Origin of the sequence: Clostridium moutaii (assembly GCF_041205085.1) — a bacterium.
Classification (GTDB): domain Bacteria; phylum Bacillota; class Clostridia; order Clostridiales; family Clostridiaceae; genus Clostridium_B; species Clostridium_B moutaii.
This window is the reverse complement of record NZ_JBGEWD010000009.1, coordinates 72,195-98,395: the sequence shown is the minus strand read 5'-3', so window position 1 is coordinate 98,395 and position 26,201 is coordinate 72,195. Positions and strand designations below refer to the sequence as shown.

Genomic DNA, 26,201 nt, shown 5'->3' with positions numbered 1-26,201 from the left:
GTAATCATGGATAAAACAAAAAAAATGATTGCAGAAGTATTTAGTAATATAGCCGATGGTATAGAAAATGGTACTTTCAAGAAGAGATTTAAAATAGGACTCACAATTTATGGATCTGAACATGGAATAAATGAAATGATAAAAGCTGCACAACTGTCCAGAAGCAAATATGGGGATTTTGATATAGTACTTATAGGACCAAAAGTTGATTGTGATTTTGAAATTGTAGAAGTAAGCAATTCAGAAGAGGGTCATAGAAAAATGATAAGCCTTCTTGAAGAAAAAAAGATAGATGGATGCGTAACACAGCATTTCGATTTTCCCATAGGAATTTCAACTATAGGCAGACTGGTTGCTCCAGGCAGTGGGAAAAATATGATAATTTCAACTACCACAGGTACTATGTCTACAAATAGAGTGGATAGCATGGTTAAAAATTGCATAGGTGGCATTGCTGTGGCAAAGTCCATTGGAATAGATAATCCCACAGTGGGTATTCTGAATATAGATGGAGCTAGAGGTGCACAAAGAGCATTAAAGGAACTACAAAATAGGGGCTATGAAATTAACTTTGCACAATCTCTTAGAAAAAATGGAGAAGTATTGATGAGGGGAAATGATATATTGGCAGGTACTCCAGATATTATGGTCTGTGATTCACTAACTGGAAACCTGCTTATAAAGATATTTGCAGCCTATACTACAGGGGGAAATTATGAAACCCAGGGATATGGATATGGTCCTGGAATAGGAGAGAATTATGATAAGTTGATAAATATAGTATCCAGGGCCTCAGGAGCAGCTCTTATATGTGAAGGGCTGAAGTATTGTGCAATGTGCGCTGAAGGGAAGGTACTCCATAGGGCAAAAAGTGAATTTGAAAAAGCAAAATGTGCAGGGCTAGAAGAGATATTGATAAAGGAAAAACCATCAGATGTTGAACAGGTGAAAATGCCTGCTAAAGAAATTGTTACTTATGCAATACCGGGAATAGATATATTGGAATTGGACAACGCATGTAATGTATTGTGGAGGAAGGACATATATTGTGAAAGCGGTATGGGTTGTACGGGGCCTGTAATTTTGGTGCAGTCAGAAAAAGGGGAAAAAGCCATAGAGATTCTGAAAAGAGCTGGATATAAATAAGAGGGTGAATTGACCCTCTTATCTGGCTTCAAAAGTTCCATATACCAGGGGCTTGTAGTTTTGGACCATAAGTTTTCCACGGCTTATGACAGTATGAATATTCAATTTACTGTCCAATAAGACTAAATCTGCATCATATCCTTCTGCTATTTTCCCTTTGTGTGGAAATTTAAGAAATTTAGCAGGGGAAATAGTAAGGGGAATAAGAGCTGTTTCCATGGACAGTCCTCTTTCAATAGATTCCCTTACGGAGTCCATATCTGTGGAGGGCATACCTATGGTTAATTTGGTCAGGTTACCTTTACAGTCGAAAAAGGGCATACTTCCCCCTGCATCGGAACTCATAGTTACATGATAAGGAGAAATATTTTCCTTTAATATTGTGCTGTATAGTTGGGAGGAGCTCATGGCGTCGTTACCGTTATTTCTAATTCCGGTGGTTATGTCGGTAAATCCTCCCATCTTTAAATATTCTATAGCCTGTTTGGATAACAGACTATTTCTATTAAGATGTGTAGGCAGTAAATTTTCAAAAGGTATATCTGAATTATCTATTAGATCAAATATGGGAGTCAATCCTTTTTTACCATCTCCCAGATGCATATGAAGGACTCCGCATTTATCTGAAATAAGGCCGCCTACTCTGGTCTCACAGGCCAAATGTATTAAATCTTCCTCTGAAGGGTGGCTCCCTCTGTGATCTGAAACAGCTATTTCACCAACTCCTATTATCTTATCTATGGCGACAATATCTCCACGGACGCTGTCTGTAAGAGTTCTAGTGGGAACGTCATAACATCCTGTCCAGCAGTATGTAGTTATACCTTCCTTTTGGAGAGCTCTTGCTTTTGCCACTAGGCCTCCCATATTTCTTGTAATTCCATCTGTACCTAAAAGTCCTATACAAGTTGTGACACCGTTTAACGTAAATTTTGTAAGATTTAATTCAGGAGTTCTGTTTTGAAATCCACCCTCTCCTCCTCCACCGTTTATATGTATGTGAAGGTCAATTAGACCAGGAATGGCTTTTAATCCACTACCGTCTATTATTTCCACCTGGGGGAAATTTTTATCCGGAATACTTATGCTTTGAGATATATATGTTATTTTATCATAGCATATCAATATGTTTTTTTTACCTATGGATCTTGGATCAAATACTTCTATGTTTTTTATTAAAATCATAATTTACACATCCTTTAATATTATAGTTTGTCATTTGATTATAATTTAAACATAGAAATAAAGGTTATTCATGAAAATTAAGCTTTTTTGATCTTTTGAAAAAAAATATGATAAGAAGTCCTACTATAAAAAACATAATTAATGAGAAATTCACTGTAAAAAAGCTTAAATTACTGTGGTGTATTCCTTCCTTTAATATAGAAGCAGGGAGACTTTGAAGTCTGTCCAGACCGATTATTAAAATTATTATTAAATTACATAATATCAAATTACATGCACTGAATTTAAATATATTTGTTTAGTCCCCTTATGGAAACCTCTCCGGATATCAGTTTCTCAACAGAGCCATCTTCATACTGGACTATTAATCCACCGCCTTCATCTAAATCCAGTGCTTTTGCGTAGCTTTCATCAGTATTTTTAATTATTTTTATATTTTTACCAATAACAGCAGAATTATCTTTACATATTTTTATGGAAAACCCGATTTTTCCTTTTTCCTGAAATTCTTTGTATAGGTATTCAAATTTATTTAACAGAGTACCAACTAAGGCCTTTCTGTCCACATTGGAATTTATCTCTATTTTAAGAGAAGTGGCTTTATCCAGCAGGTCTTTTGAAAAATCGCCTTTATCTAAATTGGCGTTTATACCTATTCCAACAATTACATAATTTACTCTGTTTAATTCACCGCTCATTTCTGTTAAAATTCCACAGACTTTCTTACCTTCAATTATTATGTCGTTAGGCCATTTTACTTTGGCATTTATATCAAATTCCTTTAAACTTTCTATCATGGCAGCGGCAGCTATTTGAGTTATTTCCGGAGCCTTCATTGGATTTATATTTGGCCTCAATATTATAGACAGCCATATTCCCTTATATTTAGGAGAACACCATAGCCTGCCAAGTCTACCTTTACCACCTACCTGTTCCTCAGATATTATTATAGTTCCGTCATCGGCACCTTGTTCGGCCAATTCCTTTGCTTTATCATTTGTAGAATTTATACTTTCAAAATGTATAATTTTTTTGCCTATGTATTTTGTATTTAGATATTTTTTAATTTCCTCAAAAGTGAGTGCATCTGGAGAAACTATCAATCTATACCCCTTTTTGGAAGAAGAATCTATCATATATCCTTCTTCCTTTAATGATTTTATGTACTTCCATATGGAGGTGCGGCTTACCCCTAGTTTTTCACTTATGAGCTGCCCGGATAAAAATGTTTCACTATTTTCTTTCAATAAATGAAGTACTTCATATTTCATGTAAAACCCACCTTTTTATATTATTTAATAGTATTATAGCACAGTTCATAAATTTAAACTGTATCATAATAATCAGGTAAAATATTTTTTAGTTGAATATTCCTATATGAGGTTGAATAAGAAATAATAAATAGATTAGACAATAAAACGCATCTGTAAATTTTTATAAGAAAGTAATATAATTTAAATTAGAGAAGTTAATATTAAATAGGGGGTTTTCTTATGTTAAACGGAAAAAAAATTCGTGATATAAGGGTAAGCTTAGGATATACTACTTTGGATGTTCAAAATCTTACTAAAAATACCAGTTTTGAAACTTCAATTTCAAAGTCTTATTTAGAAGAGCTGGAGAGAGGAGATAAGAAAAATCCAAGCCTTGAAAAAGTTGTTGTAATAGCAAAGATACTTGGCTGTAAGATTGATGATTTAATATTAAGCGCATGATGAATAAGAACTTCTCATAAAATTACATTTAGAGGATAAATATTTACCGGATAAAAGAGGAAACATCAGGAAAAGATATATAAAAAAGTCTAAATTATTATATTGAAAAAATGAGCTGTGGATAAATTCTGCAGCTTTGACTATTTAGTAAGAATGTTCAAATTATATGTTTGAATAAATCTAAATTATACTCTTGTTTGAAAAGAAGTATTATTTATATATTAAATTTAGAGAAGGGATAGGTTTATGTTGGATTTATGTTTGTTAGGATGTGGGGGGAGTATGCCTGTGCCAGGAAGATGGCTCACTTCTATGATAGCTTCTTACAATGGAAGAAAACTGCTTATAGATTGCGGTGAAGGTACTCAGATTAGCTTAAAAATTTTAGGGTGGAAAATCAAGAATATAGATGTGATTCTATTCACACATTTTCATGCAGATCATATAGCTGGGCTGCCGGGATTACTGCTCACAATAGCTAATTCGGGCAGGACCGATCCTATTACTATAATGGGACCTGCTGGGTTATTGAAAGTGATAAATGGGCTTAGAGTTATAGCTCCCGTACTTCCATATAAAATAAACCTGATTGAACTTTATGGAAAGGGCAGTTATTATAAAAAAATAGGAAACTTTAATGTAAATGTATTATCTGTGGATCATGGCATACCTTGCTTGGGATATTCATTAGGTATAGTCAGAAATAGAAAATTTGACAGGAAAAAAGCTTTGGAAAATAGAGTACCTTTAATGTTTTGGAGCAGTCTTCAAAGGGGAGAGACCATAAAGGACGGGGAGCGTATATACACTCCAGATATGGTGCTTGGATGTGAAAGGACAGGATTAAAGATATCCTATTGTACAGACTCCAGACCAACGGAAGCACTGGTGAAATTCATTCAAGATTCTGATGTGTTCATATGTGAGGGGATGTATGGGGATGATGAAAATATTTCGAAGGCTGTTCGGTATAAACATATGGTATTTTCAGAGGCAGCACTTCTTGCCAAAAGGGCAGGAGTAAGGGAATTATGGTTAACTCATTTTAGTCCTTCAATGCCTGAACCCGAGATATATTTGAAAAATGCCAGGGATGTATTTCAAAATACAATAATAGGAGAGGACAGATATGTGAAAAGCATCAATTTCAAGGAATCAAGTGATTTCTAGGTTAAGTTGAGTGGCTTAATATTGAATAAATAGTTTTAATTTGGTAGAAATATTATGGATTTTACCGTATAATAAAATATGTAATTATTAAAACTAAAATGATGCCAGTTCTGAGGTGGTTTTACTATGATAGAAAATTATAACGATATAGACAAGTTTCTTGAAAATTTGAGGAATGATGTCATCTCTTCAAAAAACAGATCTTTGATAACTGTTAATAAAAACATGTTTATGCTTTACTGGGAAATTGGGAATTTAATTTTAATAAGGCAAAACAAGGGCTGTGGAAGTGAATTTATAAGTATTCTAGCACAATATTTTAAAGCTCAGTTTCCAAATAAGCTGAGTTTTTCAGAAAAAAATTTAAAAAATATGGTTAAGTTTGCTGGGGAGTACGAGTCTCAGAATTTTGTGGAAAATGTGGCTTCAAGGATAAGCTGGTCATGCAATATGGTCCTTGTGGATAGGATAAAAAATGTAAATAAAAGAGTGGAGTACATGAATGAAGCTCTGGAAAAAGGATGGAATTTGGAGACTTTAGCCAGGAAAATAGATTTACAGTATGGAATAGTAGAAGATAATGGGGAAGAAGTTACTGAAGAAGAAACAACAAATGAAGAGGTGCAATCTGTTGAAAATAAAGATATTATTACATCAGAAGTGGACAACCCTTCCAAAGGTGAGGGTAATGAAAAAAAAGAGGCCGTAGGTACCTCGCCTTTTATAAAAGATATAATTTCAAATGAAGATGCAGGTCAATTATCTGAAGATGATATGAAAAATTATTTTTCAGCATTAAAGGATGAATATTTGATAGATTTTATGAATGACTTAAATGAGGAAAAAGAGAAGTGTTTTCAGGAACAATTTATTAAGTACACAATGGAATTTTTTTTGGAACTAAATTCTGGATTTGCATTGGTCGGGAATAGATATCATATGGAACTTTCCGGAGGAGATTATTATGTGGATTTACTTTTTTACAATTTAAAATTAAAACGATACGTGGCCGTTGAGCTGAAAGTTGGAAAATTCAAGCCGGAATATCTTGGCATTCTGACTTTTCATCTTTCTATACTGGATGATTCAGTTAAAAATAAAGATGATAACAGTTCCATAGGTATAATTATTTGTAAAGAAGATGAAAAATTAATTGTACAGTATGCTTTTAAGGATGTGGAAGAATCTGAAGATGCAGAATACAGATTAAATGAAGATATTCCGCAACAGTATCAAGACATATTGCCTACAGTAGAAGAAATAGGTTGTGGGATTAAAAGCAAACTAAAATCGGCATAATTTTAAGGTGAATAATTATTTGTAGAACATAAAACCTCAGGTAAGTGGGTGGACCTGAGGCTTTTTTAAAGAAAGTGAGATTTAACATGGAGCTAAAAAAGAGAAATATAATTATTGCAATAATGTTGGCCATGTTTCTTGCGGCTGTAGAGGGGACAGTTGTAACTACTGCGGTTCCAACTATAATAAAAGATTTGAATGGATTCGGACTTGTAAGCTGGATATTTTCCAGTTATCTGATTACATCTGCAATAACAACTCCTATATATGGTAAGCTTTCAGATCTATACGGCAGGAAAAACGTTCTAACAATTGGAATAGCAATATTTTTATTAGGCAGTATTTTATGCGGACTTTCTCAAAATATATACTCACTTATAATATTCCGCGCCCTGCAGGGAATTGGGGCAGGTTCCATATTTACAATTACATATACTATAGTTGGAGATGTATTTTCTATTTCGGAAAGAGCAAAAGTTCAAGGGTGGCTTAGTACAGTATGGGGTATATCAAGTTTAATAGGACCTTTTTTAGGAGGATTTTTAATAGATACTTTATCCTGGCACTGGATCTTTTTTATAAACATACCTTTTGGAATAATATCTATAGTACTTATCCAAAAAAATCTCATTGAAAATTTTCAAAAGAAAAAGAGAAAAATAGATTATTTTGGTAGTGTAATTTTAACAGCTGCTATTGTATTTCTTTTATGTGGATTTTTGACAGAGGGGAATGGAAAAAGCAGAAGTACGATTTTATCCGCTATATATGTGATATTGGCACTGGTTTTTTTTGCTTTTTTCTATTTTGTGGAGAGGAGGGCAGAAGAACCTATCATACCATTTGAAATATTTACAAAATTTAATATTATAGCAAATGTAATAAGTTTTTTAGAGTCTGCTTCTTTAATAGCAATGGATGTTTATATGCCTCTATACATTCAAAATGTACTGGGATTTGGTGCAACTATTTCAGGCCTTTGTATGTCACCTATGTCATTTACATGGCTTTTATCTTCAATATTTTTGGCAAAATGCATAATAAAGTACAGAGAAAAATATATTATTTTAATATGCTCAATTATAGTGCTATTGGGAAGTGTACTGCTCCTTGACATGGGAATTAGTTCTTCATTGCTTTCAGTCATACTATGTGTAGCTATTTTAGGGTTTGGTTTTGGAGGTAATTTTACTACACTTACTATAGTAGTGCAGTCTTCGGTAGGTTATTATATGAGAGGGGCGGCTACTGCATCAAACTCCCTTCTGCGTAATTTAGGGCAGACTGTAGGAATAAGTATATTTGGAAGTATATTTAATTTGAATATATTAAAATATTTTAATAGGATAGGGATTTCAGGAATAGATCCAAGTAATCTGTATTCTAAAGCGTCCGTTAATATGGGAGTGTCTTTGCAATTTATAAAAGAATCAATAAATTCAAGCCTTCATGTATTATTCATATGCGTTATTATAATTAATGGAGCTTCACTTATACTCTCTTTATTTTTACCAAAGGATTTAAAAGAAAATGATTAGATATTTGAAGTTATCAAATGAAGTCGGGAAGAAATGTTACTTCCCGGCTTTTTTTACTTTTATTTAAGTTATTATCAAATTATTGTATCAAGGCTCATACAATATAATAACAACAATATAGAAAGGTTTGTTTATGAGTAAGAGAGAGGGTTATTATATTGAACTGGATGAAATGGCGGAAAGTATGCTGAGAGGAGCTGATTTTCTGGGATGCGGGCATAATGGCATAGTGTATTTACTTGAAGATAATAAGGTGATTAAAATATTTAAAAGCAAATATGTATGTAAAAATGAATATGACATATTGAAAAAAACAAGCAAAAGCAAATACTTTCCTCAAGTATATTTTCATGGAGATTATTACATTGTGAGAAGTTATGCCAAGGGAGAGAGACTTGATTATTATATTAAGAAAAATGGATTAAATAGAAAAGTAGCAGCTAATATGATTCGACTTATAAAAGAATTTAAAGAACTGGGATTTACTAAATTGGACATAAGGTGCAAGGATTTGTATTTAAGTGATGATTTTTCTATAAAAGTAATAGATCCTAAGAACAATTATTCCAAAAACTGCAGTTATCCACGACATCTTATGAAGGGCTTGAGTAAGCTGGGAGTACTGGATGAGTTTTTAGGAATTGTAAAAAAAGAATATAGTGAGGAATACAGAGAATGGAATTTTAAAATACGAAGATATCTGGGAAGAGGTATCAAGTGAATCTTGGGTTCAGGTGGAGTTTACTCATAAGGAATACTTTTTTCCAACTGGGCCTTAGAAGAAATTATCCAGGGGTGTAATACCGTTTATCCCTAATTTGGGGTCCTAGCAATAGCAGACATGGAATAAAGTGATAATTTATTCTAAAAAGTATCATATTTTTCTATAAAGTGCAAATAATTTAGAGGAAAAATTGGATTTTATTATATAATATGCTATAATTACCATGGGTATTTTAGTAATTTAACTAATCTTTTAATACTATACGAAAAAATATTAAAATTGACTTCGGCAATAGGACTAATCTATTGAACAATTTTCCAAGTATGTATAATAATATGCAAAAGAGGAGCGTGAATAATTGTGGAAAATTACGATAATCAAAAAACTCATTTAAAATTCAAAATTTTATCTGTACCTATGATTATGATATTTATAATCATTGTAGCAATAGCATCTATATCAATATGGACAGCTAAAAGTAAAGTAATCGATCAAATGCAAGTTGACGGAATGATGATGACCAATCAAATATCCGACAGTATGACTAACAATGCGGAGTCTACAAAAACATTGAATAGCTCTATAGAAACCAGAATAAGTACTTTGGCAACCTTTATAAAAGATAATAATGATAAAGTAAACAATGATTATTTAAATGTTATTGCCAAAGAGTTTCAAGTAGATGAAATAAATGTTACAGATCCCACCGGAAAAATAATATATTCAAATTTGCCCACTAGTTTAGGATATGTATATAAACAGGGGGATTCAGCTTATCAAATTTTAAATGGCGGCAAAAATGTTGTAATGGAGGATATGAGGAAAAGCACCAAGAGCAATAACTACTACAAGTATGGCTGCATAAAGAATACAGATGGAGGAATCATTCAAATAGGAATATTGGCAAATAAGATTCAAAGCTTAACTTCTAAAATGCAGCCACAAAATATAGTAAATACTTTAACCAAGGATAAATCCATAATATACGCACTGTATATGGATAATAATTTGAAAGTAATCGCCCATACAGACAAAAGCAGAATAGGAATTAAGCTAACTGATATAGGTAGCAGAACTGCTGCCGTAGATGGGAAACCCTATTCATCCAAGTTTAAATATAAGAATCAGATAAATGTATATGATGTAATATATCCTGTAATAATTGACGGGAAAACGGCGGGTGCTGTAGATATAGGCATTTCTATGGAAAATGCCAATAAAGCTGTCTACAATATTATAGGCATAATTGTAGTGTTATCCATTATAGCTTTTGCTGTATGCGCTTTCATATTGCTCAAAATATCCAAGGGTATAACAGAACCTCTAGACGGGTTGGTTTATGTGTCTAAAAAGATAGCGGATGGAGATTTGAATGTTGAAATAAATGTGAACAGCAATGATGAAATTGGAATATTGGCAGATAGCTTTAAAAATATGAGTGACAATCTTAGAAATACTATTGGAACCATAAAGAATAATTCTTTAAAGGTAAGTTCCATGTCTTCAGATTTAAAAACAAATTCCGGCCAGATGACTGGAGCTGCTAATGATGTGGCAAGTGCAGTGCAGGAGGTAACAAGGGGTACTACCCAACAGGCCAGTGATTTAGTTGAAATTTCAAATAGCATGGTAGGTCTGGCGGATGAACTGCAAAATATTTATAGTAAACTTTCAGAAGTTAAAGAAAGTTCAGGGACAACTAATATTATATTGGAAGAAGGAAGAAAACAAATAGATCGGTTATTAAAATCGATAAAGGATGTAAGAGAATCATTTGGAGCAGTTTCTGAGAAAATAAACGGTCTCAGCAGCAGCGTATCCAAGGTGGGAAGCATAACGGATGTAATAAATGGGATACTGGATCAGACAAATTTACTTGCATTAAATGCAGCTATAGAAGCGGCTAGGGCAGGAGAGGCAGGAAAAGGTTTTGCTGTAGTAGCAGAAGAAGTAAGACAGCTGGCGGAGAAGTCAAAAGAGTCAACAGAACAGATACAGCATATTATACAATCCATAAGCAATGAAACCAAGGATGTAATCTTGACCTCAAATAAGGTAAACAGCCTTGTTGAAAATCAGGAGGATACAGTAAACGGTACTAAAAATTCCTTTGAAAAAATATCACATGCAGTAGAAGGCATAGGACCTTTACTTGAAAATACCTATAATTCTTTAAAAATGACCGTTAAATCAAAAGATGATGTTCTGGGCAAAGTAGAGTCTGTAACTGCGGTATCTGAAGAAACTTCTGCATCTTCACAAGAAATATCGGCATCTTCAGAAGAGATGTTCGCATCTTCAGAAAATGTGGACAAATATGCATCAGAGCTTAACGATATCGTAAACAAATTGAATGAGGAAACAGATAAATTTAAAATATAAACAATTGATACAGCTTATCATCCCCCACCTTGTAAAGGTGGGGGATGTGTTTTAAGTGGGCAGCCTTGGGATAAAAAGAACCTTGAGTTATCGAGGTATTTTTATATGTGTAAAACTTACTTTAAAGTATTTTTTCATGGTAAATACATGAGCAAATAAATTGTAAAATAGGTTGGAATTATAGATCTAAGGCTTTCTTTAAATTAATTATTATAGTATGATAATTCATATGAATTCATATGAGGTTATGGTACTGTGATAAAAAATATAAGAGAAAGTTGAGGTGAAAAATCCTGATAGCTGGAGATCAGGATATTATATGATTTTTATATCAACAGCATTATATTGTGAAGCAGAGCCTTTTATAAAAAAGTTCTCTTTGAAAAAGTATAATTCCGTAAACAAGTTCCAGGTTTTTAAAAATGACGAAATTGTAATTGTAATAAGTAAGGCTGGTGCTGTAAATGAAGCCAGTGCCTGTAGTTATATTATAGGTAGATTTGATGTGAATAAATATGATACTTTTATAAATATAGGATTATGTGCAAGCAAAAATAAAAGTTTTAAAACAGGGACTGTAGTACTTTGCAATAAAATAACAGATGGTGTAACCAATAGGGACTTTTATCCTGATATGATATTCAGACATCCTTTTGAAGAAGGATGTCTGGAGAGTTTTCCTAAAGTGCTGGATCATGAACAAGTTGAAAAGATAAAAGGAGACATTATGGATATGGAGGGAGCTGCTTTTTTTCAATCTGTGTCCATATTTTTGCCGCCTCATAGAATTTATTGCTTAAAAGTAGTATCCGATTATGCATATGGCAATGATGTAGATGAAGAAAGAATAGAAGGGTTAATTGAAAAAAGTTCAGGAAAGATATGCAGATGGATACTTGATATTGCCCATGAATGTGCAAAACCCAGTGATATACTTGATGAAAAGGACATGAATTATATAAATGAAATTATATCTAATTTGAATTTATCGGTGTCCATGCAGCAGGAACTTAAAAAATTATCCAAATCCTATAAAATTAGAAATGATAATTTACTGCTTGCGCTTGAACCTTTTACTCAAATTTACTGTAAAACCAAATATGAGAGGAAGATGTATTTTGAAAAATTGGTGCAACAGCTTGAGTTCATCTAGATTTTCCCATATTTATGTAGAAAACAGGATTTTTGAAGATGAGAATACAAAAGCCATACTTTCAAAATTAAAAAGTTCAAAGATAATAAGGGTAGGGCATTATAAAGATGTTTTTTGCAGGCACAATCAAAATTTTTTAGTACAAAAAAAGTCTCCTAAATTAATATTGGCACATGATGATGGAAATTTAATTTATAAAGGAGCCAAAGTTTGTGATGATTTTGGGAATAAGTATTTTTACTATACATCTTCTATAATCAATTGTCTGTATAATTGTGAATACTGTTATCTTCAAGGTATGTATTCTTCAGCAAATGCAGTTATATTCGTGAATATACAGGATGTTTTTTACCAGTTGAACTGTATCTTGAAAAAACATCCTGTATATATATGCATATCTTATGACACGGATATCATGGCTTTTGAGGGTATAACGGGATTTTTGAATAAGTGGCTGGAATTTGCCGAAAAAAAGAATGATTTAAAAATAGAAGTTAGAACCAAAAGTTCTAATTTTAAGAGTATAGAAGATGTTGCACCTCTGGACAATGTGGTACTTGCATGGACAATTTCACCAGATGAAATTGCCCGGAAATACGAAACAGGTGCTCCGGAGTTAAACTCAAGATTGAAATCAGCTAAAAGTGCCTTGGAGAAAGGGTGGAAGGTGAGAATATGTTTTGATCCCATATTGTATGTTGAAAATTGGGATAAATATTATAAAAAATGTATAGAAGAAACCTTTGAAATTATTCCAGTAGAGAAGGTACAGGATATCAGTATAGGAGTGTTCAGAATTTCAAAAAGCTATTTTAAAAATATGATAAGGTCAAATCCTGATTCCAGTTTGCTTTCCTATCCCTTTAAAACATTAGATGGGGTCTGCACTTATGATGAAGCGCATCACAGGAAAATGGTAGATTTTGTATACAATATAGTTTCCAATTACGTTACAAAGGATAAGATATTTATACAATGATCAGTATTATTAAAATGAAAGGAGCAGTTGCAAATGGAGTTTCATCTTTTATAAAAGCGATTTTCAGGGTATAATATAGATCAAGTTATTAAAAATAATTGAATAAAGGAGTAATTAAGGATGTCAAGAATTATCATATCAACAGGAAAATATGTACAGGGAAATGGAGAACTTAATAAAATAGCTGATTATGTTAAAGAGCTTGGTAATAGCTTTTTTATAATAGCCAGTGAAAATGGAATTAAGAGAACAAGAGAAAAAATAGAAGAGAGCTTTAAAGGAAAAGATTGTTCGTTACATTTTGAAGCTTTTAATGGAGAATGTTCTAAAAATGAAATAGACAGATTGCAAAAAAAACTAAAACAAAATAATAACAATGCTGTAATTGGTATAGGAGGAGGAAAAATATTTGATACTGCAAAGGCGGTTGCATATTATGCAGGTACTCCCGTTGTAATAGTTCCAACTATAGCTGCTACTGATGCACCATGCAGTGCACTTTCTGTAATATATACAGATGAAGGTGTGTTCAGTGAATATCTAGTACTTCCTAAAAATCCCGATATGGTACTTGTGGATTCATCAATAGTGGCAAAGGCTCCAGTAAGACTTCTTGTTTCAGGAATGGGAGATGCACTGGCAACTTATTTTGAGGCAAGGGCATGTGTTAGATCAGGAGCAGTTACTATGGCAGGAGGCAAAGCTACAAAGGCTGCTTTTGCACTTTCAAAATTATGCTATGATACACTTTTGGAAGATGGACTTAAAGCTAAGTTATCTGTTATAAACAAAGTGTCTACAAAGGCGTTGGAGAATATAATTGAAGCAAATACTTATTTAAGTGGAATTGGATTTGAAAGCAGTGGACTGGCAGCTGCACATGCTATTCATAATGGATTTACAGTAATTAAAGAGTGTCATGAATTATATCATGGAGAAAAAGTTGCTTTTGGAACTTTAGTTCAGTTGATTCTTGAAAACAGTCCTTCAGAAGAAATAGAGGAGGTCATAGATTTTTGTATTGAAGTAGGTCTTCCGATTACCCTAAGAGATCTTGGAATTAAGGAAATAAACAAGGATGACATAATGAAGGCCGCAGAAGTTTCCTGCGATAAAAATGATACAATGGGGAATATGCCCTTTAAGGTTACAAAAGAGGATGTGTATTCGGCAATACTTACTGCTGATGAACTGGGGAAAATGTATAAGCAGCTATAAAATAATTGCCAGTTTTTGATTTGAAATATGATCAAAAACTGGCAATTATTTATGGATTACATAAGCATTATAATTGTGTTTACCTGTTGTTGTAAATACACATTGACTATTACAGGGTATCTAAAGTCAGTTCAGTTATTATTTTTGCAAGTATACTTTCTGCTCCTTCATTTAAATTCACATGAGTTTTCATTATTCCATCATAACTACCATTGGTAAAGTTATCTACTAGAACTTTGTTTCTGGAGTTTTTCCCCAGGAACCATTCGTGGCAGATATGAGCCTTATCCAGATATTTTATATCCTTTAATATTTTATATGCTTCCGTATACATAATACATGTACCGCAGGCTTCTATAGGTTGTTCATCGAATTCAGAAGGAATTACATCTCCCTTTTTAAACCAGGTATTGCTGCCGATAGGTTTAAAATAGCCTTTTGAAAAGCAAAGTTTTTCTAAAAAGTTTAATGATTTAAGAGCTGTATCCAAATATTTTTTCATATTTAAAGTACTGCCGCTTTTTAATAAACTCCATGGAAGCAGGGAGTTGCCATAAGTTAAACTGTCCTCAAACCACTGCCAGGATCCGCTGGCATGAATTTCAAAATTATCTGTAAGACATTGGCATATATTCATCATTTGAGCTTTTGAAATATCAATTAAATCCTTCATAGTTGTCATTGATATACCATTGGTCTTTAAAATTTCAATACCATTTAGATATCTGTCTATGGGTTCCTTTGCCATAGTATCATTGTTTTTTTCCAAAAGAGCTTTATAAAAGAGATTTAATCCCAATAGGGAATAAGATTTTCCTCTTATATAAGTTAAGGATGGTACATTGGGAATTGCCCTATATATCATAGTTAAAACTGCAGATTTTATGGATTCCGGTACATCTTTTGATTTAAAGGTATATCCCAGTGCCCATAAACATCTCCCAAAACAATCTTCAGATCCTTCTTCTTCCGTAAAATTTCTATTGTAATCCATGAAGTTTTTAAAAGTTCCCTTATTATTTTGAGCATATAATAAAAAAGAAGTGTAGATAAATATCAATTTTAAATATTTTTTGCTTTTGAATTTTTCATATAGCATTACAGCTGCAATTAAAGCCCTTGAGTTGTCATCCGTGGTGTAACCGGAGTTTGGATCCGGAACTGAAAATACGCTGTGTTGAATAATACCCGTATCATCAGTCATTATAAAAATAGGTGTTGAATGTTCTTCCTGAAAAATGTGCATATGCTCTACACCACCTGCTTTGCGATCTTATTAGCTTTGATTATATTTAAAAATAAATTTTCATATTGTTTTGCAACGTAAGGCCATTTCATCTTTCTACCCAGTTCAAACATGTTTTTCTCCATGTTTTTTCTGGCTATTGGATTGTCAAGCAAATATGTTATGGCCTGTGCCAGAGAAGTTGAATCTTTAAACTTTGCAAGCATTCCCCTATTGTCCTTTAACATTTCCTCTGCATATCTGTAAGGTGTGGACACTATTACCTTTCCATACCCAGCAGCATAAGCTAATGTACCACTTACTGCCTGTTCACTTGCAAGATAAGGTGTCATATATATATCAGACAAGGTTAAATACTGTACTATTTCTTTTTTGGTAAGATATTTGTTTACAAATTTCACATTATCTTTTATATTTAATTTTGACACTAAATCTTGTAAATTATTTCTATAACTTTCTCCTTCTGTTCTTTTTATACAAGGATGAGTTTGACCGAGTATTAGATAGAGCACTTCAGGGTGAGTTTTTACAACCTGGCTTATAGCTTCTATACTATATTCTATACCTTTCCCAGAGCTTAAAAGACCAAAAGTACTTATTACGCTTCTGTTTTCATAACCCAATTTTTCCTTTAAAAGTTCTTTTCCCTCTACAATAATATCTGGCACTCCATGAGGTATCACTATGATTTTATTTTCAGGTATATTGTATACCTGATTTAAAATTTTTATAGAATTTTCTCCCATGGTAATAATTTTTTTGCTTTTGCTGCCTAATATTTTTAATATATCCCTCTGCTTTTTGTTTGGTTTTGACAATATGGTATGAAAGGTTGCTATAAAAGGAATTTTTAAGCTGTTTATAAAATCCAATAGGTATTCTCCGCAGTCCCCGCCGTATATTCCATATTCATGTTCTATTACAACTAAATCCATATTGGAATTATTTATCAAGTTTGCAAGGTGGACATAAGCCTTCCTGTCAAATTGATCTAAAGTAGACCATATATCTTTTCCATATTTATAGTTTTCATCGTTGATGGCAGCTATTTTATAATTATTAGAAGGAAATTTATCTCCCAAATTTTTAACTAAATCAGCGGTAAATGTGGCTATTCCACATGCCCTGGGGGGATAAGTGCTTAAAAAGATTACATTTTTACTCAATGGTATCACCTCTTTAGTTTTTTATATAGCAAGTAGATTGTTATCATAATTATTTGAAACATAGGCTGTATTAAGCAGATTACAATATTTATCTATAGTGCAATTCGAGCCTATTACTGAGTTTGTTATATTCGCATTTTCATTTATTTTTACTCTATCCCAAAGTATACTTCTACTTATGTTACTCATTTGATTTATATGACAATTGTCCCCTATAACTGCATAAGGACCTATTTGAGCACCAGCTCCAATAATAGAATTGTTCCCTATAAACACCGGTCCTATTATTTTTGCATGGGGATTTATTTTTACATTGTTGTTTTTAAAAATTATGTTTTTTATATCCGAAAGATTATTAGCTTTTTTAAACTTATTGCATCGGCTGTGGAGTATATCTACATGTGCTTGTATATATTTCTTTAAGGTTCCGACGTCAATCCAGTAGTCATTGTATTCATAAGCTGCCATTTTATAATTTTTTTCAAGCAGTAGAGGGTAAACGTCTCTTTCTACAGAAACTATTTTGTTTTTAGGTATTTCCTTAAAAACATCTGGTTCGAACACGTAAACTCCGGCATTTATCCATTTCGAATTTGTTTCTCCCTCCTTAGGTTTTTCTTTAAAGGCATTTATATAGTTATTTTCATCAAATTCTATGACCCCATATTGAGAGGGATCTTTAACTTTTGTCATAGCTATGGAAACCGCGGCTCCCTTTTTTTTGTGATATTGCACCAAGTCTCTATAGGATATATCATCTACTATATCAGAATTCAAAACTATAAAAGTATCATCAAAAAATTTCTCGGAGTTTTTTATGGCACCCCCTGTGCCAAGAGGCATATCTTCAGAAACATAATCTATTTTTATCCCTAATTTTGAACCATTATCCAGATAATTTTCAATGTAATGCGATTTATAACAAGTACTTAGAACTACTTCAGTAACTCCGGCTTCTTTTAATTTTGCTATCACTCTTTCTATAAGCGGTTTTCCCATAATTGGAACCATGGGTTTTGGTAACTTATCTGTTAGAGGTCTTAATCTGGTACCTTTACCCCCAGCTAAAAGTAATGCTTTCATGTTGATTCCTCCCTTATGTTAATTAAATTTCTTATATTGAATAAACATTCTTATTTTAAAAAGAATGTTATTTGCCAAATAGGTCTAATTATTGTGTATATGCTAAATAGAAATTATATTATATTCATGAATATAATTTTTAAGGTAATATTTTATAACTATTGCTGAGCCCTATATAAAAAATAAAAGATCAGTTTGAGATATGAATTTGCAAATGTGAAATTAAGAATATTTTAAATTACCATGTATTATTAGCATTCACTGCCATGAATTGCTAATAAACCTATTGTAGTATAATATTATTATTATGTCAACATAATTCTCCCAATGAATTATATATAAAATTACTTTAATGTAATTAAAATCTAAAAAAATAATGTTATAATAGAATAGAAATCGGTATTATATGCGTATGACTAAATTATTAAATGGGGGATTTTTTATGAAAAAGAAAATGGGTATATTTATTATGGCACTAGTACTTATAATATCAACCTTGTTTGCGGTAGGATGTTCTAATAGCTCTAATAATACTGCATCCCAGACTAAAAAAGAAAAAATTAAAATTGCGGCTTTGAAAGGACCTACTGGAATGGGCATGGCAAAACTTATGGAGGATAAAGAGAACTACAGCATAACTTTGTACGATTCACCAGATCAGATAACATCCAAGCTTATAAATGGAGAATTGGACGGCGCAGCGGTGCCTTCAAATTTAGCATCAATTTTATATAATAAGACAAAGGGTTCAATTAAACTTGTGGGGATAAACACTTTAGGTGTTTTATACATTGTAGAAAATGGCAATGCAGTGAAAAGTATAGCTGATTTAAAGGGGAAAACCATTTATTCAAGTGATAAGGGAGCCACTCCGGAATTCATATTAAATTACATATTGAGAAAAAATGGTCTGGAACCTGGAAAAGATGTAATTATTGATTATAAAATGAATCACAGTGATCTGGCAGCAGCAGTAGCGGCTAAGAAAGTGGACTTAGCAGTACTGCCGGAACCTTTTGTAACTACAACTAAGATGAAAGACAGTAGTTTGCAGGTGCCTATAGATTTAACCAAGGAATGGGATAAAGCTTCCAATGGACAAAGTAAGCTGGCTATGGGAACTATCGTATTTAGAAAGTCTTTTATAGATAAAAGGGGAAAAGATTTAGATAACTTTTTAAATAAATACAAGGAATCCGTGAATTTTGTAAATTCAAAGAAGACAGAGGCTGGAAAACTAATGGAAAAAGATGGCATAATTCCGAAGGCTAAAGTGGCAGAGATGGCCATACCAAACAGTAATATAGTATTTATAAGTGCAAAAGATGGAAAACAAATTCTTCAAAAATTTTATGAAGTTTTATATGAAAGTGATCCAAAATCTGTTGGGGGAAAGATACCGGATGAGAATTTCTATTACAGTGGAACCAAAGGTAATTAAAAAATTATTTATATTAATATTCTGGTTGTCTATATGGGAGTTTTGCTCCATTTTTATAAATAATTCACTTCTTTTACCATCACCTTTTGAGGTAATAAAAACACTATTTGTTTTAATGAAAGAAGCTTATTTTTGGAAAAGTGTTTTTAGCAGCATAATAAGGGTAATTTCAGGAATTTTGATATCTGTAATTGTAGGCATTGTGCTTGGTGTAGCTGCAGGTCTCAACAAATTTATAGAAGAAATTCTAGATCCTCTTATAATTACAATGAAGGCAACTCCTGTTATGTCCATAATTATTATAGCTTTAATTTGGTTTACTTCATCTTATGTGGTTATTTTTACAGCTGTCCTAATATGTTTTCCAATAGTATACACAAATGTAATTCAGGGAATAAAGTCTGTGGATGAAAAGTTAATTCAGATGGCAAATGTATATAAGGTTAAAAAAAAATATTTATTAAAAGATATATATCTTCCAAGCATAAAAAATTATATTGTGTCAGGTATACTCATGTGCCTTGGAATTGGCTGGAAGGTTTCAGTTGCGTCAGAAGTATTGAGTACACCTAATTACTCCATAGGATTAAATCTTTTAAATTCTAAAACAACTCTTGAAACTCAGGAGCTGTTTGCATGGACTATTGTAGTTGTAATACTGAGTTTTATGTTTGAAAAGATATTTAAACATTATTTAGATGTAAAAAAGTAATTTCTAATATGAAAATTTAAATTGCGTAAGTATAGAGGAAGGTAGCTTGCATGGAAAATGATGATAAATATGAAGTTATGATTAGAAATTTAAATAAGTCCTATGGGGGAGTGCCTGTATTTACAAATTTAAATGTGAACTTTCTAAAAAACAAAATCACAGTGGTACTTGGACCCTCAGGTTGTGGCAAAACCACTCTTTTAAATATTATAAGTGGAATTGAAAAAGATTATAGTGGACAGGTGGATTTGGAGAGCAGCAGGCTATCTTACATTTTTCAGGAAGATAGATTGATTTCACATCTTACAGTGTACGAAAATGTGGCCTTTGTATTGAAGTCAATAATGAGTAAAATTGAGGTGAATTTAACTGTAAATAAATTTTTAAGCATGGTGGAATTGTCAAATTGCAAGAGTAAATTTCCAAGAGAATTAAGCGGTGGTATGAAGAGAAGAGTTGCACTTGCCAGGGCCTTTGCCTACAAAAGTGATTTGCTTTTAATGGATGAACCTTTTAAAGGCCTGGATGATAGATTAAAAGGTGACATAATAAAGAAATTTTTATCACTTTATAGGGAAAATAAAAGAACAATTATACTGGTAACTCATGATAAAGAAGAAGCAAGTGAGCTAGGTCATATAGTTTATTCGCTGGAGTGAAATGCAATAGAAATATTGATTAATTTCAATTATTGTAGTAATATAATTGGTGTTTATGTAATATATAAAATTAAATACTTTTATATATCCCGGGGGGGCTGGTGCTACCGGCTGAGAGTAAGGATTAAATCCTTAGACCCTATTTATACCTGATCTGGTTAATGCCAGCGTAGGAAGAGGCCACATGTAATTTAGCGAGTAAAGGTACAAACCTCTTCAGAAGGTTGTACCTTTTTTTATGAAAATAATTGTGAATTGAAAAAGGGGGATTATATGAAGACATCTATAAAATTGTATGACAGTGTAAAGGACATATGGGATTCTTATTATCAGCATCCTTTCATAAAAGGGATAGCAGATGGAAGTTTGGAGATAGATAAATTTAAATTCTATATGATTCAAGATTATATATATCTTTTGGATTATGTAAAAATATATGCTCTTGGAGTGGTTAAATCCAATGAGGAGAGTACGATGAGGGGCTTTTCCAAAATGGTGGATAATATATTAAATGGGGAAATGAATATACATAGGACTTATATGAAGAGACTTGGCATTGGGAAAAAGGATATAGAGAATACCAGAGCTTCCATTGAAAATATTTCATATACAAATTATATGTTGTCAGTGTCTCAGATGGGTGATTTAATGGATTTGACTACTTCACTTCTAGCTTGTATGTGGAGTTATTACTTAATTGGAAAAAAACTGAGCAAAATAGATGGTGCCGCCCAGCATGAATTTTATGGACAGTGGATAAATGGATATGCATCAGAGGATTATGAAAGGGAAACCGAGTGGATAATTGATCTGCTTGATCATCTAACTGAGGACATATCGGAGAAGAAATTTAAAAAATTAAAGGAAATTTTTATAAATACCAGTGAATATGAGAGAATGTTTTGGAACATGGCATATAAAAAGGGGATGTAATCGTGCTGGAATTTAAAAATATAAGTTTTAAATATGATGAAGATCCTGATTTCATAATAAAAAATTTGAGCTTTACTGTGAATAAAGGTGAATTTATAAGTATAGTAGGTCCCAGCGGATGTGGCAAAAGCACTGTGTTCAGACTTATTTGCAAATTGGAAAGGCCTTTTGAGGGAGATATATTTTTAAAAAATAGAAATATTAATGCTTTGAAAAAAGGATACATAGGATATATGCCTCAAAATGACCTTTTAATACCCTGGAGAACTATACTTCAAAATTCTTCACTGCCTCTTGAAATCAAAGGTGAGGATTTAAAAAAAGCAAGGTATGAAGCTGAAAAAATACTTAAGGCCTTTGGACTTGAAAAATACAAGAATAAATACCCGAAGGATTTATCAGGAGGCATGCGTCAGAGGGTTTCTTTTACAAGAACTCTTCTTACAGGAGCGGATATGCTTCTTTTAGATGAACCTTTTAGTGCGCTGGATGCAATAACAAGACTTTCCATGCAGGAGTGGCTTTTAGATAAATGGTCAAATTTAAATAAAACGGTGTTGTTCATAACACATGATGTAGAAGAAGCCCTCTTTTTATCAACAAAGATATTTATAACAGATGGAAGTCCCATAAGAAAATTTAAAGAAATAAAAGTGGATTTAAGTTATCCCAGGACAAGAGGTATGCTTGATAGCCCTGATATGTTAGAAATAAAGGGAGAGCTTATAAGTGAATTGAAAAAGGGGGTAAGGTTGTGAAAAAATACAGATCATCCATAATAATATGCCTGTTATTTTTTGCAGCCTGGGAGGGAATTGCCAGATATATAGATGCCATGTATATACTTCCCTCTCCTACGGCAATTGTAAAAAAAATATGGGAACTGAAAGACATTCTATTTTTGGTTCACCTTCCGGCAACTCTTCTTGTAACTTTTGAGGGACTTGGAATATCCATAATATTTGGAGTGCTCCTTGCTGCTGCCATGAATATTAGTGAAAAGGTGCAGAGAGCTCTTTATCCAATTGTAATTGTAACTCAGACAGTGCCCATAACTGCACTTGCACCTATATTTGTGCTGTGGTTTGGATATGGAATATGGAGTAAAGTACTGGTAACCATACTCATAACTTTTTTCCCCATAACAATAAATGTATATGATGGGCTTCGTTCAACAAGAAGGGATATGGAGGAACTTCTATTTACATATGGTGCCAGTAAAAAGGATATATTTATAAAATTGAAGTTCTCAGCAGCACTTCCTTATTTTTTTTCTGCTCTTAAGATAGCAGTCCCGCTAAGTGTGGTAGGTGCAGCTATAAGTGAATGGCTGGGAGCACAGGCTGGTCTTGGATATTTCAGCAAGAGAATGATGACACAACTGGATGGTGCCGGAGTTTTTGCCCCTATTGTAATATTGTCTGCAGTTGCACTGGTTATGGTTAAAATTATAAGTGTGCTTGAAAATAAAATAGTAAAAGGGAGGAATGAAGTGTGAAAAAAATAAAAATTTTAGCTTTTATGATATCAGTTTTAATGCTGGTTGGTTTAACGGGATGCGGCAGTAAATCATCCCAAAGCGATAATGGCAAATTGGAGAATGTGGATTTGGTGCTTGACTGGTATCCAAATGCCATACATACTTTTATATATGCAGCTATTGAAAAGGGATATTTTAAGGAAGAAGGGCTTAAGGTAAATATCAAATTTCCATCAGATCCTACAGACCCGCTGACTCTTCCAGCTGCAGGAAAAGCAACGCTTGGAATCTATTATCAGCCGGATCTTGTAATCGCAAGGGCTAACCAGGGAGTACCCGTAAAATCAGTTGGGGCAATAGTGCATACTCCACTTAATGTCATAATAGCTTTGAAGGGAAATAATATAAATTCTCCAAAAGATCTTCAGGGAAAGACTGTAGGTTATTCGGGAAATCCATTGAATACAGAATATGTAAAGACCATGGTTAAAAAGGATGGGGGAAATCCGGACACTGTTAAAATGGTGGATGTAGGATTTGATCTTTTATCATCCATGGTAACTAAAAAGGTGGATGCAACTACGGGAGGCCTTATAAATCATGAGGTTTTAATGATGCAAAATGAAAATCATCCTGTAAATTATTTTGATCCTTCAAAATATGGAGTGCCAAATTATTATGAAGAAGTATTTGTAACCAGTGATAAAACTCTCAAGGAAAAACCCGAAACCATCAAAAAATTTATGAAAGCCGCCCAGAAGGGATTTGAATATACAAAAAATAATCCAGATAAATCATTGAAGATACTCATGGACAATCAACAGAAAGGCAGTTTCCCACTTAAAGAAGCTGTTGAGGAAAAGAGCCTCAGTATACTTTTACCTAAAATGGAATCAAAAGATGAGCCTTTTTTAAGTCAGGATAAAAGAGTATGGCAGAACAATATAGATTGGTTAAAAAAACAGGGACTTCTAAAAAAGGATGTAAATGCGGAAGATTTTTATGTGAATGTTCTAGATTATAATAAATAGTCATTGTGAACTGTGCTGTGATAAAGCTGTACTTAAAGATCAGGATATATAAGTATTTATCCACAACTTTGAAGAAACTGAGAGTGCAGCTTTGAATAAAAAATAGAGAGATTAAATTCTCTCTATAAAAATTTAAACTAGATTATTTGCCATATTTATTAAGCAACTTTTCCAATTCCTGTGCTTCCAATGCAGATCCCTTTGCAAATTGTTTAAATTTTTCATTGATTTCTTTATTATCTATTTTCTTTGAGTACTCTTGAAAGTCTCTTACATTTTCCTGTACATCAAGAAGCTTATTTTTTATCATATCTTCTGTTGTTAAATCCATCTCATTCCCACCTTTCCATTAATATATTTTGTAAGAATTAATGATTTTATTCATATTTAGCTTAATAAAATTGAGTCTGTATTTCATGTTATTGAATATATTCTGTATTATTTAATAACTATTATTGAATTATACACATCAATGTGATATTATAAATTTGAAAGGTAAATGTTACAAGGAGATGGTTTTTATGAGTAAGGTAGACATATTTACAACTAGCACCTGTCAGTACTGCCACAGTGCAAAAGAGTTTTTTACAAAAAACAATATAGATTTTACAGAGCATAATATCACTACAGATGCCGATGCGAGAAAGGAACTAATGAAAAAAGGATATAGATCAGTTCCCGTCATAGTTATAGATGGTGAATATCTTGTGGGATTTAATGAATCAAAAGTAGAAAGCCTTTTGAATATTTGATGATAAAATTTATTATAAAGTCAGAAAAGGGATGCAGGGATAAAAATTATTTTATCCCTGCATCCCTTTTCACATATAATGAACAAGGTTCTCTTAAATTAATTAAGCTGTACCAAATCCCTTGCCGTAGGCTTCATAAGAATTCTGTATTAAAACCAGGGCATTTATATCAACTTCTTTTACTAATTTTTTTAGTTTTACCAGCTCCGTATTTGTCACAAGACACATTAATATGTCACGTTTGTCATCTGTATATCCGCCTCTTGCCTCAATTTTGGTAGTTCCACCGTGTAATTTGGTTAAGATCAGATCATTGATTTCCTCAATTCTATCGGAAATTATGAATACTGACTTGGAATCGGTAAAGCCCTTAATATATATATCTACAACTCTTCCAATCAAATATACCGTTACTATGCCGTAGAGAGCTTTTTCTATACCAAAAACAAAACAGGTAAGCATTACTATGGACAGATCTATACTCATCATTAGTTTCCCCACAGGTTTATGTGTGTATTTGGATATGATTTTAGCAATGGTATCTGTGCCGCCTACAGAGGATTGTCTGCTTAAAAGCATCCCTAAAGCAATACCGGTGAGTACACCGCCTAACAAGGAGGATAAGAGGATATCGTTGGTAAAAGGAGCAATATTACTAGTCAATTCTACAAATACTGGAACGAGAAAAACACCTAATGCTGTATTCAACACAAACCTTTTACCCAGTGTCAATAATCCCAGAATAAAAATGGGCACATTAAAAATGCCTATTAATATTGACCTTTTTATGTGAAGTACGGATTCCAGTACAATGGCTAGTCCAGAAACCCCGCCTGGCACAATTTTATGTGGTGCAAGAAAAACGTTCAAAGCAAAAGAAAATAAAAATAATCCCAATAAAATTACAATTAAATCACATAAATTTTTTTTCATTCCACTTCCCTCCTATTTTTAAAAAGATAAGCACTATAAAAGCCCTCCGTCCCTTTGGGATGAAAGACTTTGCTCACATGGCAGATTTTTTGTTTAATAATAATGAATTAATACCATTATGAGTACAAATACATTTCATAATTAAAATTACCATCTGATTAAATAAATTGCCAATTATTATTTACAATACTCATTATAATGAATTAAAGTATATATATCAAGATAATATTTATTAACTTATATAATATTTTTATAT

At 32.6% G+C, this 26,201-nt stretch carries 25 protein-coding genes and 1 riboswitch; of the genes, 18 read left to right on the top strand and 7 right to left on the bottom strand.

Features of this window, described 5'->3' with window-relative positions:
* The first annotated feature begins 6 nt into the window (after window positions 1–6).
* The gene (gene grdD, locus AB8U03_RS10710; RefSeq protein WP_369704549.1) at window positions 7–1,146 is read left to right on the top strand and encodes a glycine/sarcosine/betaine reductase complex component C subunit alpha; all 1,140 of its coding nucleotides are present in this window, start codon (window positions 7–9) and stop codon (window positions 1,144–1,146) included.
* 18 nt (window positions 1,147–1,164) lie between these two features.
* Here the strand turns inward: grdD and iadA are convergent, their stop codons facing one another.
* A complete protein-coding gene (gene iadA, locus AB8U03_RS10705; protein ID WP_369704548.1) occupies window positions 1,165–2,331 on the bottom strand; it encodes a beta-aspartyl-peptidase in 1,167 nt (388 codons plus the stop codon).
* Window positions 2,332–2,615: 284 nt separating this feature from the next.
* The gene (locus tag AB8U03_RS10700) at window positions 2,616–3,602 is read right to left on the bottom strand and encodes a biotin--[acetyl-CoA-carboxylase] ligase (protein WP_369704547.1); all 987 of its coding nucleotides are present in this window, start codon (window positions 3,600–3,602) and stop codon (window positions 2,616–2,618) included.
* 222 nt (window positions 3,603–3,824) lie between these two features.
* Between AB8U03_RS10700 and AB8U03_RS10695 the strand changes: the two genes are divergently transcribed.
* From AB8U03_RS10695 to AB8U03_RS10655, 9 genes are all read left to right on the top strand, one after another.
* Window positions 3,825–4,046, top strand: coding sequence for a helix-turn-helix domain-containing protein (locus AB8U03_RS10695; protein WP_369704546.1), 222 nt, complete (start codon window positions 3,825–3,827; stop codon window positions 4,044–4,046).
* Between the two features lie 246 nt (window positions 4,047–4,292).
* Window positions 4,293–5,216: a ribonuclease Z gene (locus AB8U03_RS10690; protein ID WP_369704545.1), complete on the top strand. Its 924-nt coding sequence runs from the start codon at window positions 4,293–4,295 to the stop codon at window positions 5,214–5,216.
* A gap of 126 nt (window positions 5,217–5,342) precedes the next feature.
* Window positions 5,343–6,515: a PDDEXK nuclease domain-containing protein gene (locus AB8U03_RS10685; RefSeq protein ID WP_369704544.1), complete on the top strand. Its 1,173-nt coding sequence runs from the start codon at window positions 5,343–5,345 to the stop codon at window positions 6,513–6,515.
* Window positions 6,516–6,601: 86 nt separating this feature from the next.
* Window positions 6,602–8,053 (top strand): MDR family MFS transporter, encoded by a 1,452-nt coding sequence (locus AB8U03_RS10680; RefSeq protein WP_369704608.1) that lies wholly within the window; start codon window positions 6,602–6,604, stop codon window positions 8,051–8,053.
* A gap of 133 nt (window positions 8,054–8,186) precedes the next feature.
* A complete protein-coding gene (locus AB8U03_RS10675) occupies window positions 8,187–8,774 on the top strand; it encodes a protein kinase (protein WP_369704543.1) in 588 nt (195 codons plus the stop codon).
* 363 nt (window positions 8,775–9,137) lie between these two features.
* A complete protein-coding gene (locus AB8U03_RS10670) occupies window positions 9,138–11,159 on the top strand; it encodes a methyl-accepting chemotaxis protein (protein WP_369704542.1) in 2,022 nt (673 codons plus the stop codon).
* Between the two features lie 283 nt (window positions 11,160–11,442).
* Window positions 11,443–12,312 carry a 5'-methylthioadenosine/S-adenosylhomocysteine nucleosidase family protein gene (locus AB8U03_RS10665; protein WP_369704541.1) on the top strand — a complete coding sequence of 290 codons (870 nt, stop codon included), beginning with the start codon at window positions 11,443–11,445 and terminating at the stop codon, window positions 12,310–12,312.
* Complete coding sequence (locus AB8U03_RS10660) at window positions 12,278–13,291, top strand: SPL family radical SAM protein (RefSeq protein ID WP_369704540.1); 1,014 nt, start codon at window positions 12,278–12,280, stop codon at window positions 13,289–13,291. Before AB8U03_RS10665 ends, AB8U03_RS10660 begins: the two co-directional genes overlap by 35 nt.
* A gap of 120 nt (window positions 13,292–13,411) precedes the next feature.
* Window positions 13,412–14,509: a glycerol dehydrogenase gene (locus AB8U03_RS10655; protein ID WP_369704539.1), complete on the top strand. Its 1,098-nt coding sequence runs from the start codon at window positions 13,412–13,414 to the stop codon at window positions 14,507–14,509.
* Window positions 14,510–14,618: 109 nt separating this feature from the next.
* Here the strand turns inward: AB8U03_RS10655 and AB8U03_RS10650 are convergent, their stop codons facing one another.
* Genes AB8U03_RS10650 through AB8U03_RS10640 form a run of 3 tightly spaced genes read right to left on the bottom strand, consistent with a single transcriptional unit; the run spans window position 14,619 to window position 18,004 of the window.
* The gene (locus AB8U03_RS10650) at window positions 14,619–15,755 is read right to left on the bottom strand and encodes a glycosyltransferase (protein ID WP_369704538.1); all 1,137 of its coding nucleotides are present in this window, start codon (window positions 15,753–15,755) and stop codon (window positions 14,619–14,621) included.
* A 5-nt stretch (window positions 15,756–15,760) separates the two neighbouring features.
* Complete coding sequence (locus AB8U03_RS10645; protein ID WP_369704537.1) at window positions 15,761–16,921, bottom strand: glycosyltransferase family 4 protein; 1,161 nt, start codon at window positions 16,919–16,921, stop codon at window positions 15,761–15,763.
* Between the two features lie 21 nt (window positions 16,922–16,942).
* Window positions 16,943–18,004, bottom strand: a complete 1,062-nt coding sequence (locus tag AB8U03_RS10640; protein WP_369704536.1) for a sugar phosphate nucleotidyltransferase — start codon at window positions 18,002–18,004, stop codon at window positions 16,943–16,945.
* 442 nt (window positions 18,005–18,446) lie between these two features.
* Between AB8U03_RS10640 and AB8U03_RS10635 the strand changes: the two genes are divergently transcribed.
* The 7 genes from AB8U03_RS10635 to AB8U03_RS10605 all read left to right on the top strand — a co-directional run bounded on the left by AB8U03_RS10635 (window position 18,447) and on the right by AB8U03_RS10605 (window position 24,260).
* Window positions 18,447–19,445 carry an ABC transporter substrate-binding protein gene (locus AB8U03_RS10635; protein ID WP_369704535.1) on the top strand — a complete coding sequence of 333 codons (999 nt, stop codon included), beginning with the start codon at window positions 18,447–18,449 and terminating at the stop codon, window positions 19,443–19,445.
* Window positions 19,408–20,157, top strand: coding sequence for an ABC transporter permease (locus AB8U03_RS10630; protein WP_369704534.1), 750 nt, complete (start codon window positions 19,408–19,410; stop codon window positions 20,155–20,157). Before AB8U03_RS10635 ends, AB8U03_RS10630 begins: the two co-directional genes overlap by 38 nt.
* 50 nt (window positions 20,158–20,207) lie before the next feature.
* Window positions 20,208–20,816: an ABC transporter ATP-binding protein gene (locus AB8U03_RS10625; RefSeq protein WP_369704533.1), complete on the top strand. Its 609-nt coding sequence runs from the start codon at window positions 20,208–20,210 to the stop codon at window positions 20,814–20,816.
* Between the two features lie 81 nt (window positions 20,817–20,897).
* A riboswitch (TPP riboswitch) is annotated at window positions 20,898–21,009 on the top strand.
* Window positions 21,010–21,089: 80 nt separating this feature from the next.
* A complete protein-coding gene (gene tenA, locus AB8U03_RS10620; RefSeq protein WP_369704532.1) occupies window positions 21,090–21,749 on the top strand; it encodes a thiaminase II in 660 nt (219 codons plus the stop codon).
* 2 nt (window positions 21,750–21,751) lie between these two features.
* Window positions 21,752–22,507 (top strand): ABC transporter ATP-binding protein, encoded by a 756-nt coding sequence (locus tag AB8U03_RS10615; RefSeq protein WP_369704531.1) that lies wholly within the window; start codon window positions 21,752–21,754, stop codon window positions 22,505–22,507.
* The gene (locus AB8U03_RS10610; RefSeq protein WP_369704530.1) at window positions 22,504–23,247 is read left to right on the top strand and encodes an ABC transporter permease; all 744 of its coding nucleotides are present in this window, start codon (window positions 22,504–22,506) and stop codon (window positions 23,245–23,247) included. The genes AB8U03_RS10615 and AB8U03_RS10610 overlap by 4 nt, the downstream gene beginning before the upstream one ends.
* Window positions 23,244–24,260: an ABC transporter substrate-binding protein gene (locus tag AB8U03_RS10605; protein ID WP_369704529.1), complete on the top strand. Its 1,017-nt coding sequence runs from the start codon at window positions 23,244–23,246 to the stop codon at window positions 24,258–24,260. Before AB8U03_RS10610 ends, AB8U03_RS10605 begins: the two co-directional genes overlap by 4 nt.
* Window positions 24,261–24,402: 142 nt before the next feature.
* On the opposite strand, the gene AB8U03_RS10600 is transcribed toward AB8U03_RS10605, so the two are convergent.
* Complete coding sequence (locus AB8U03_RS10600) at window positions 24,403–24,591, bottom strand: hypothetical protein (RefSeq protein ID WP_369704528.1); 189 nt, start codon at window positions 24,589–24,591, stop codon at window positions 24,403–24,405.
* Window positions 24,592–24,781: 190 nt separating this feature from the next.
* On the opposite strand from AB8U03_RS10600, the gene AB8U03_RS10595 reads away from it, so the two are divergent.
* Window positions 24,782–25,012, top strand: coding sequence for a glutaredoxin family protein (locus tag AB8U03_RS10595; RefSeq protein ID WP_369704527.1), 231 nt, complete (start codon window positions 24,782–24,784; stop codon window positions 25,010–25,012).
* Between the two features lie 102 nt (window positions 25,013–25,114).
* Here the strand turns inward: AB8U03_RS10595 and AB8U03_RS10590 are convergent, their stop codons facing one another.
* Window positions 25,115–25,945: a YitT family protein gene (locus AB8U03_RS10590; RefSeq protein ID WP_369704526.1), complete on the bottom strand. Its 831-nt coding sequence runs from the start codon at window positions 25,943–25,945 to the stop codon at window positions 25,115–25,117.
* Window positions 25,946–26,201 lie beyond the last annotated feature (256 nt).

What these genes read in the sequence shown, in the direction of transcription:
- AB8U03_RS10630 (WP_369704534.1), top strand. Translation starts at nt 19,408, where the DNA reads ATGAGAATTTCTATTACAGTGGAACCAAAGGTAATTAAAAAATTATTT.
- AB8U03_RS10595 (WP_369704527.1), top strand. Translation starts at nt 24,782, where the DNA reads ATGAGTAAGGTAGACATATTTACAACTAGCACCTGTCAGTACTGCCAC.
- AB8U03_RS10600 (WP_369704528.1), bottom strand. Translation starts at nt 24,591, where the DNA reads ATGGATTTAACAACAGAAGATATGATAAAAAATAAGCTTCTTGATGTA.
- AB8U03_RS10685 (WP_369704544.1), top strand. Translation starts at nt 5,343, where the DNA reads ATGATAGAAAATTATAACGATATAGACAAGTTTCTTGAAAATTTGAGG.
- AB8U03_RS10640 (WP_369704536.1), bottom strand. Translation starts at nt 18,004, where the DNA reads ATGAAAGCATTACTTTTAGCTGGGGGTAAAGGTACCAGATTAAGACCT.
- AB8U03_RS10650 (WP_369704538.1), bottom strand. Translation starts at nt 15,755, where the DNA reads ATGCACATTTTTCAGGAAGAACATTCAACACCTATTTTTATAATGACT.
- grdD (WP_369704549.1), top strand. Translation starts at nt 7, where the DNA reads ATGGATAAAACAAAAAAAATGATTGCAGAAGTATTTAGTAATATAGCC.
- AB8U03_RS10655 (WP_369704539.1), top strand. Translation starts at nt 13,412, where the DNA reads ATGTCAAGAATTATCATATCAACAGGAAAATATGTACAGGGAAATGGA.
- AB8U03_RS10700 (WP_369704547.1), bottom strand. Translation starts at nt 3,602, where the DNA reads ATGAAATATGAAGTACTTCATTTATTGAAAGAAAATAGTGAAACATTT.
- tenA (WP_369704532.1), top strand. Translation starts at nt 21,090, where the DNA reads ATGAAGACATCTATAAAATTGTATGACAGTGTAAAGGACATATGGGAT.
- AB8U03_RS10680 (WP_369704608.1), top strand. Translation starts at nt 6,602, where the DNA reads ATGGAGCTAAAAAAGAGAAATATAATTATTGCAATAATGTTGGCCATG.
- AB8U03_RS10675 (WP_369704543.1), top strand. Translation starts at nt 8,187, where the DNA reads ATGAGTAAGAGAGAGGGTTATTATATTGAACTGGATGAAATGGCGGAA.
- iadA (WP_369704548.1), bottom strand. Translation starts at nt 2,331, where the DNA reads ATGATTTTAATAAAAAACATAGAAGTATTTGATCCAAGATCCATAGGT.
- AB8U03_RS10625 (WP_369704533.1), top strand. Translation starts at nt 20,208, where the DNA reads ATGGAAAATGATGATAAATATGAAGTTATGATTAGAAATTTAAATAAG.
- AB8U03_RS10690 (WP_369704545.1), top strand. Translation starts at nt 4,293, where the DNA reads ATGTTGGATTTATGTTTGTTAGGATGTGGGGGGAGTATGCCTGTGCCA.
- AB8U03_RS10590 (WP_369704526.1), bottom strand. Translation starts at nt 25,945, where the DNA reads ATGAAAAAAAATTTATGTGATTTAATTGTAATTTTATTGGGATTATTT.
- AB8U03_RS10635 (WP_369704535.1), top strand. Translation starts at nt 18,447, where the DNA reads ATGAAAAAGAAAATGGGTATATTTATTATGGCACTAGTACTTATAATA.
- AB8U03_RS10695 (WP_369704546.1), top strand. Translation starts at nt 3,825, where the DNA reads ATGTTAAACGGAAAAAAAATTCGTGATATAAGGGTAAGCTTAGGATAT.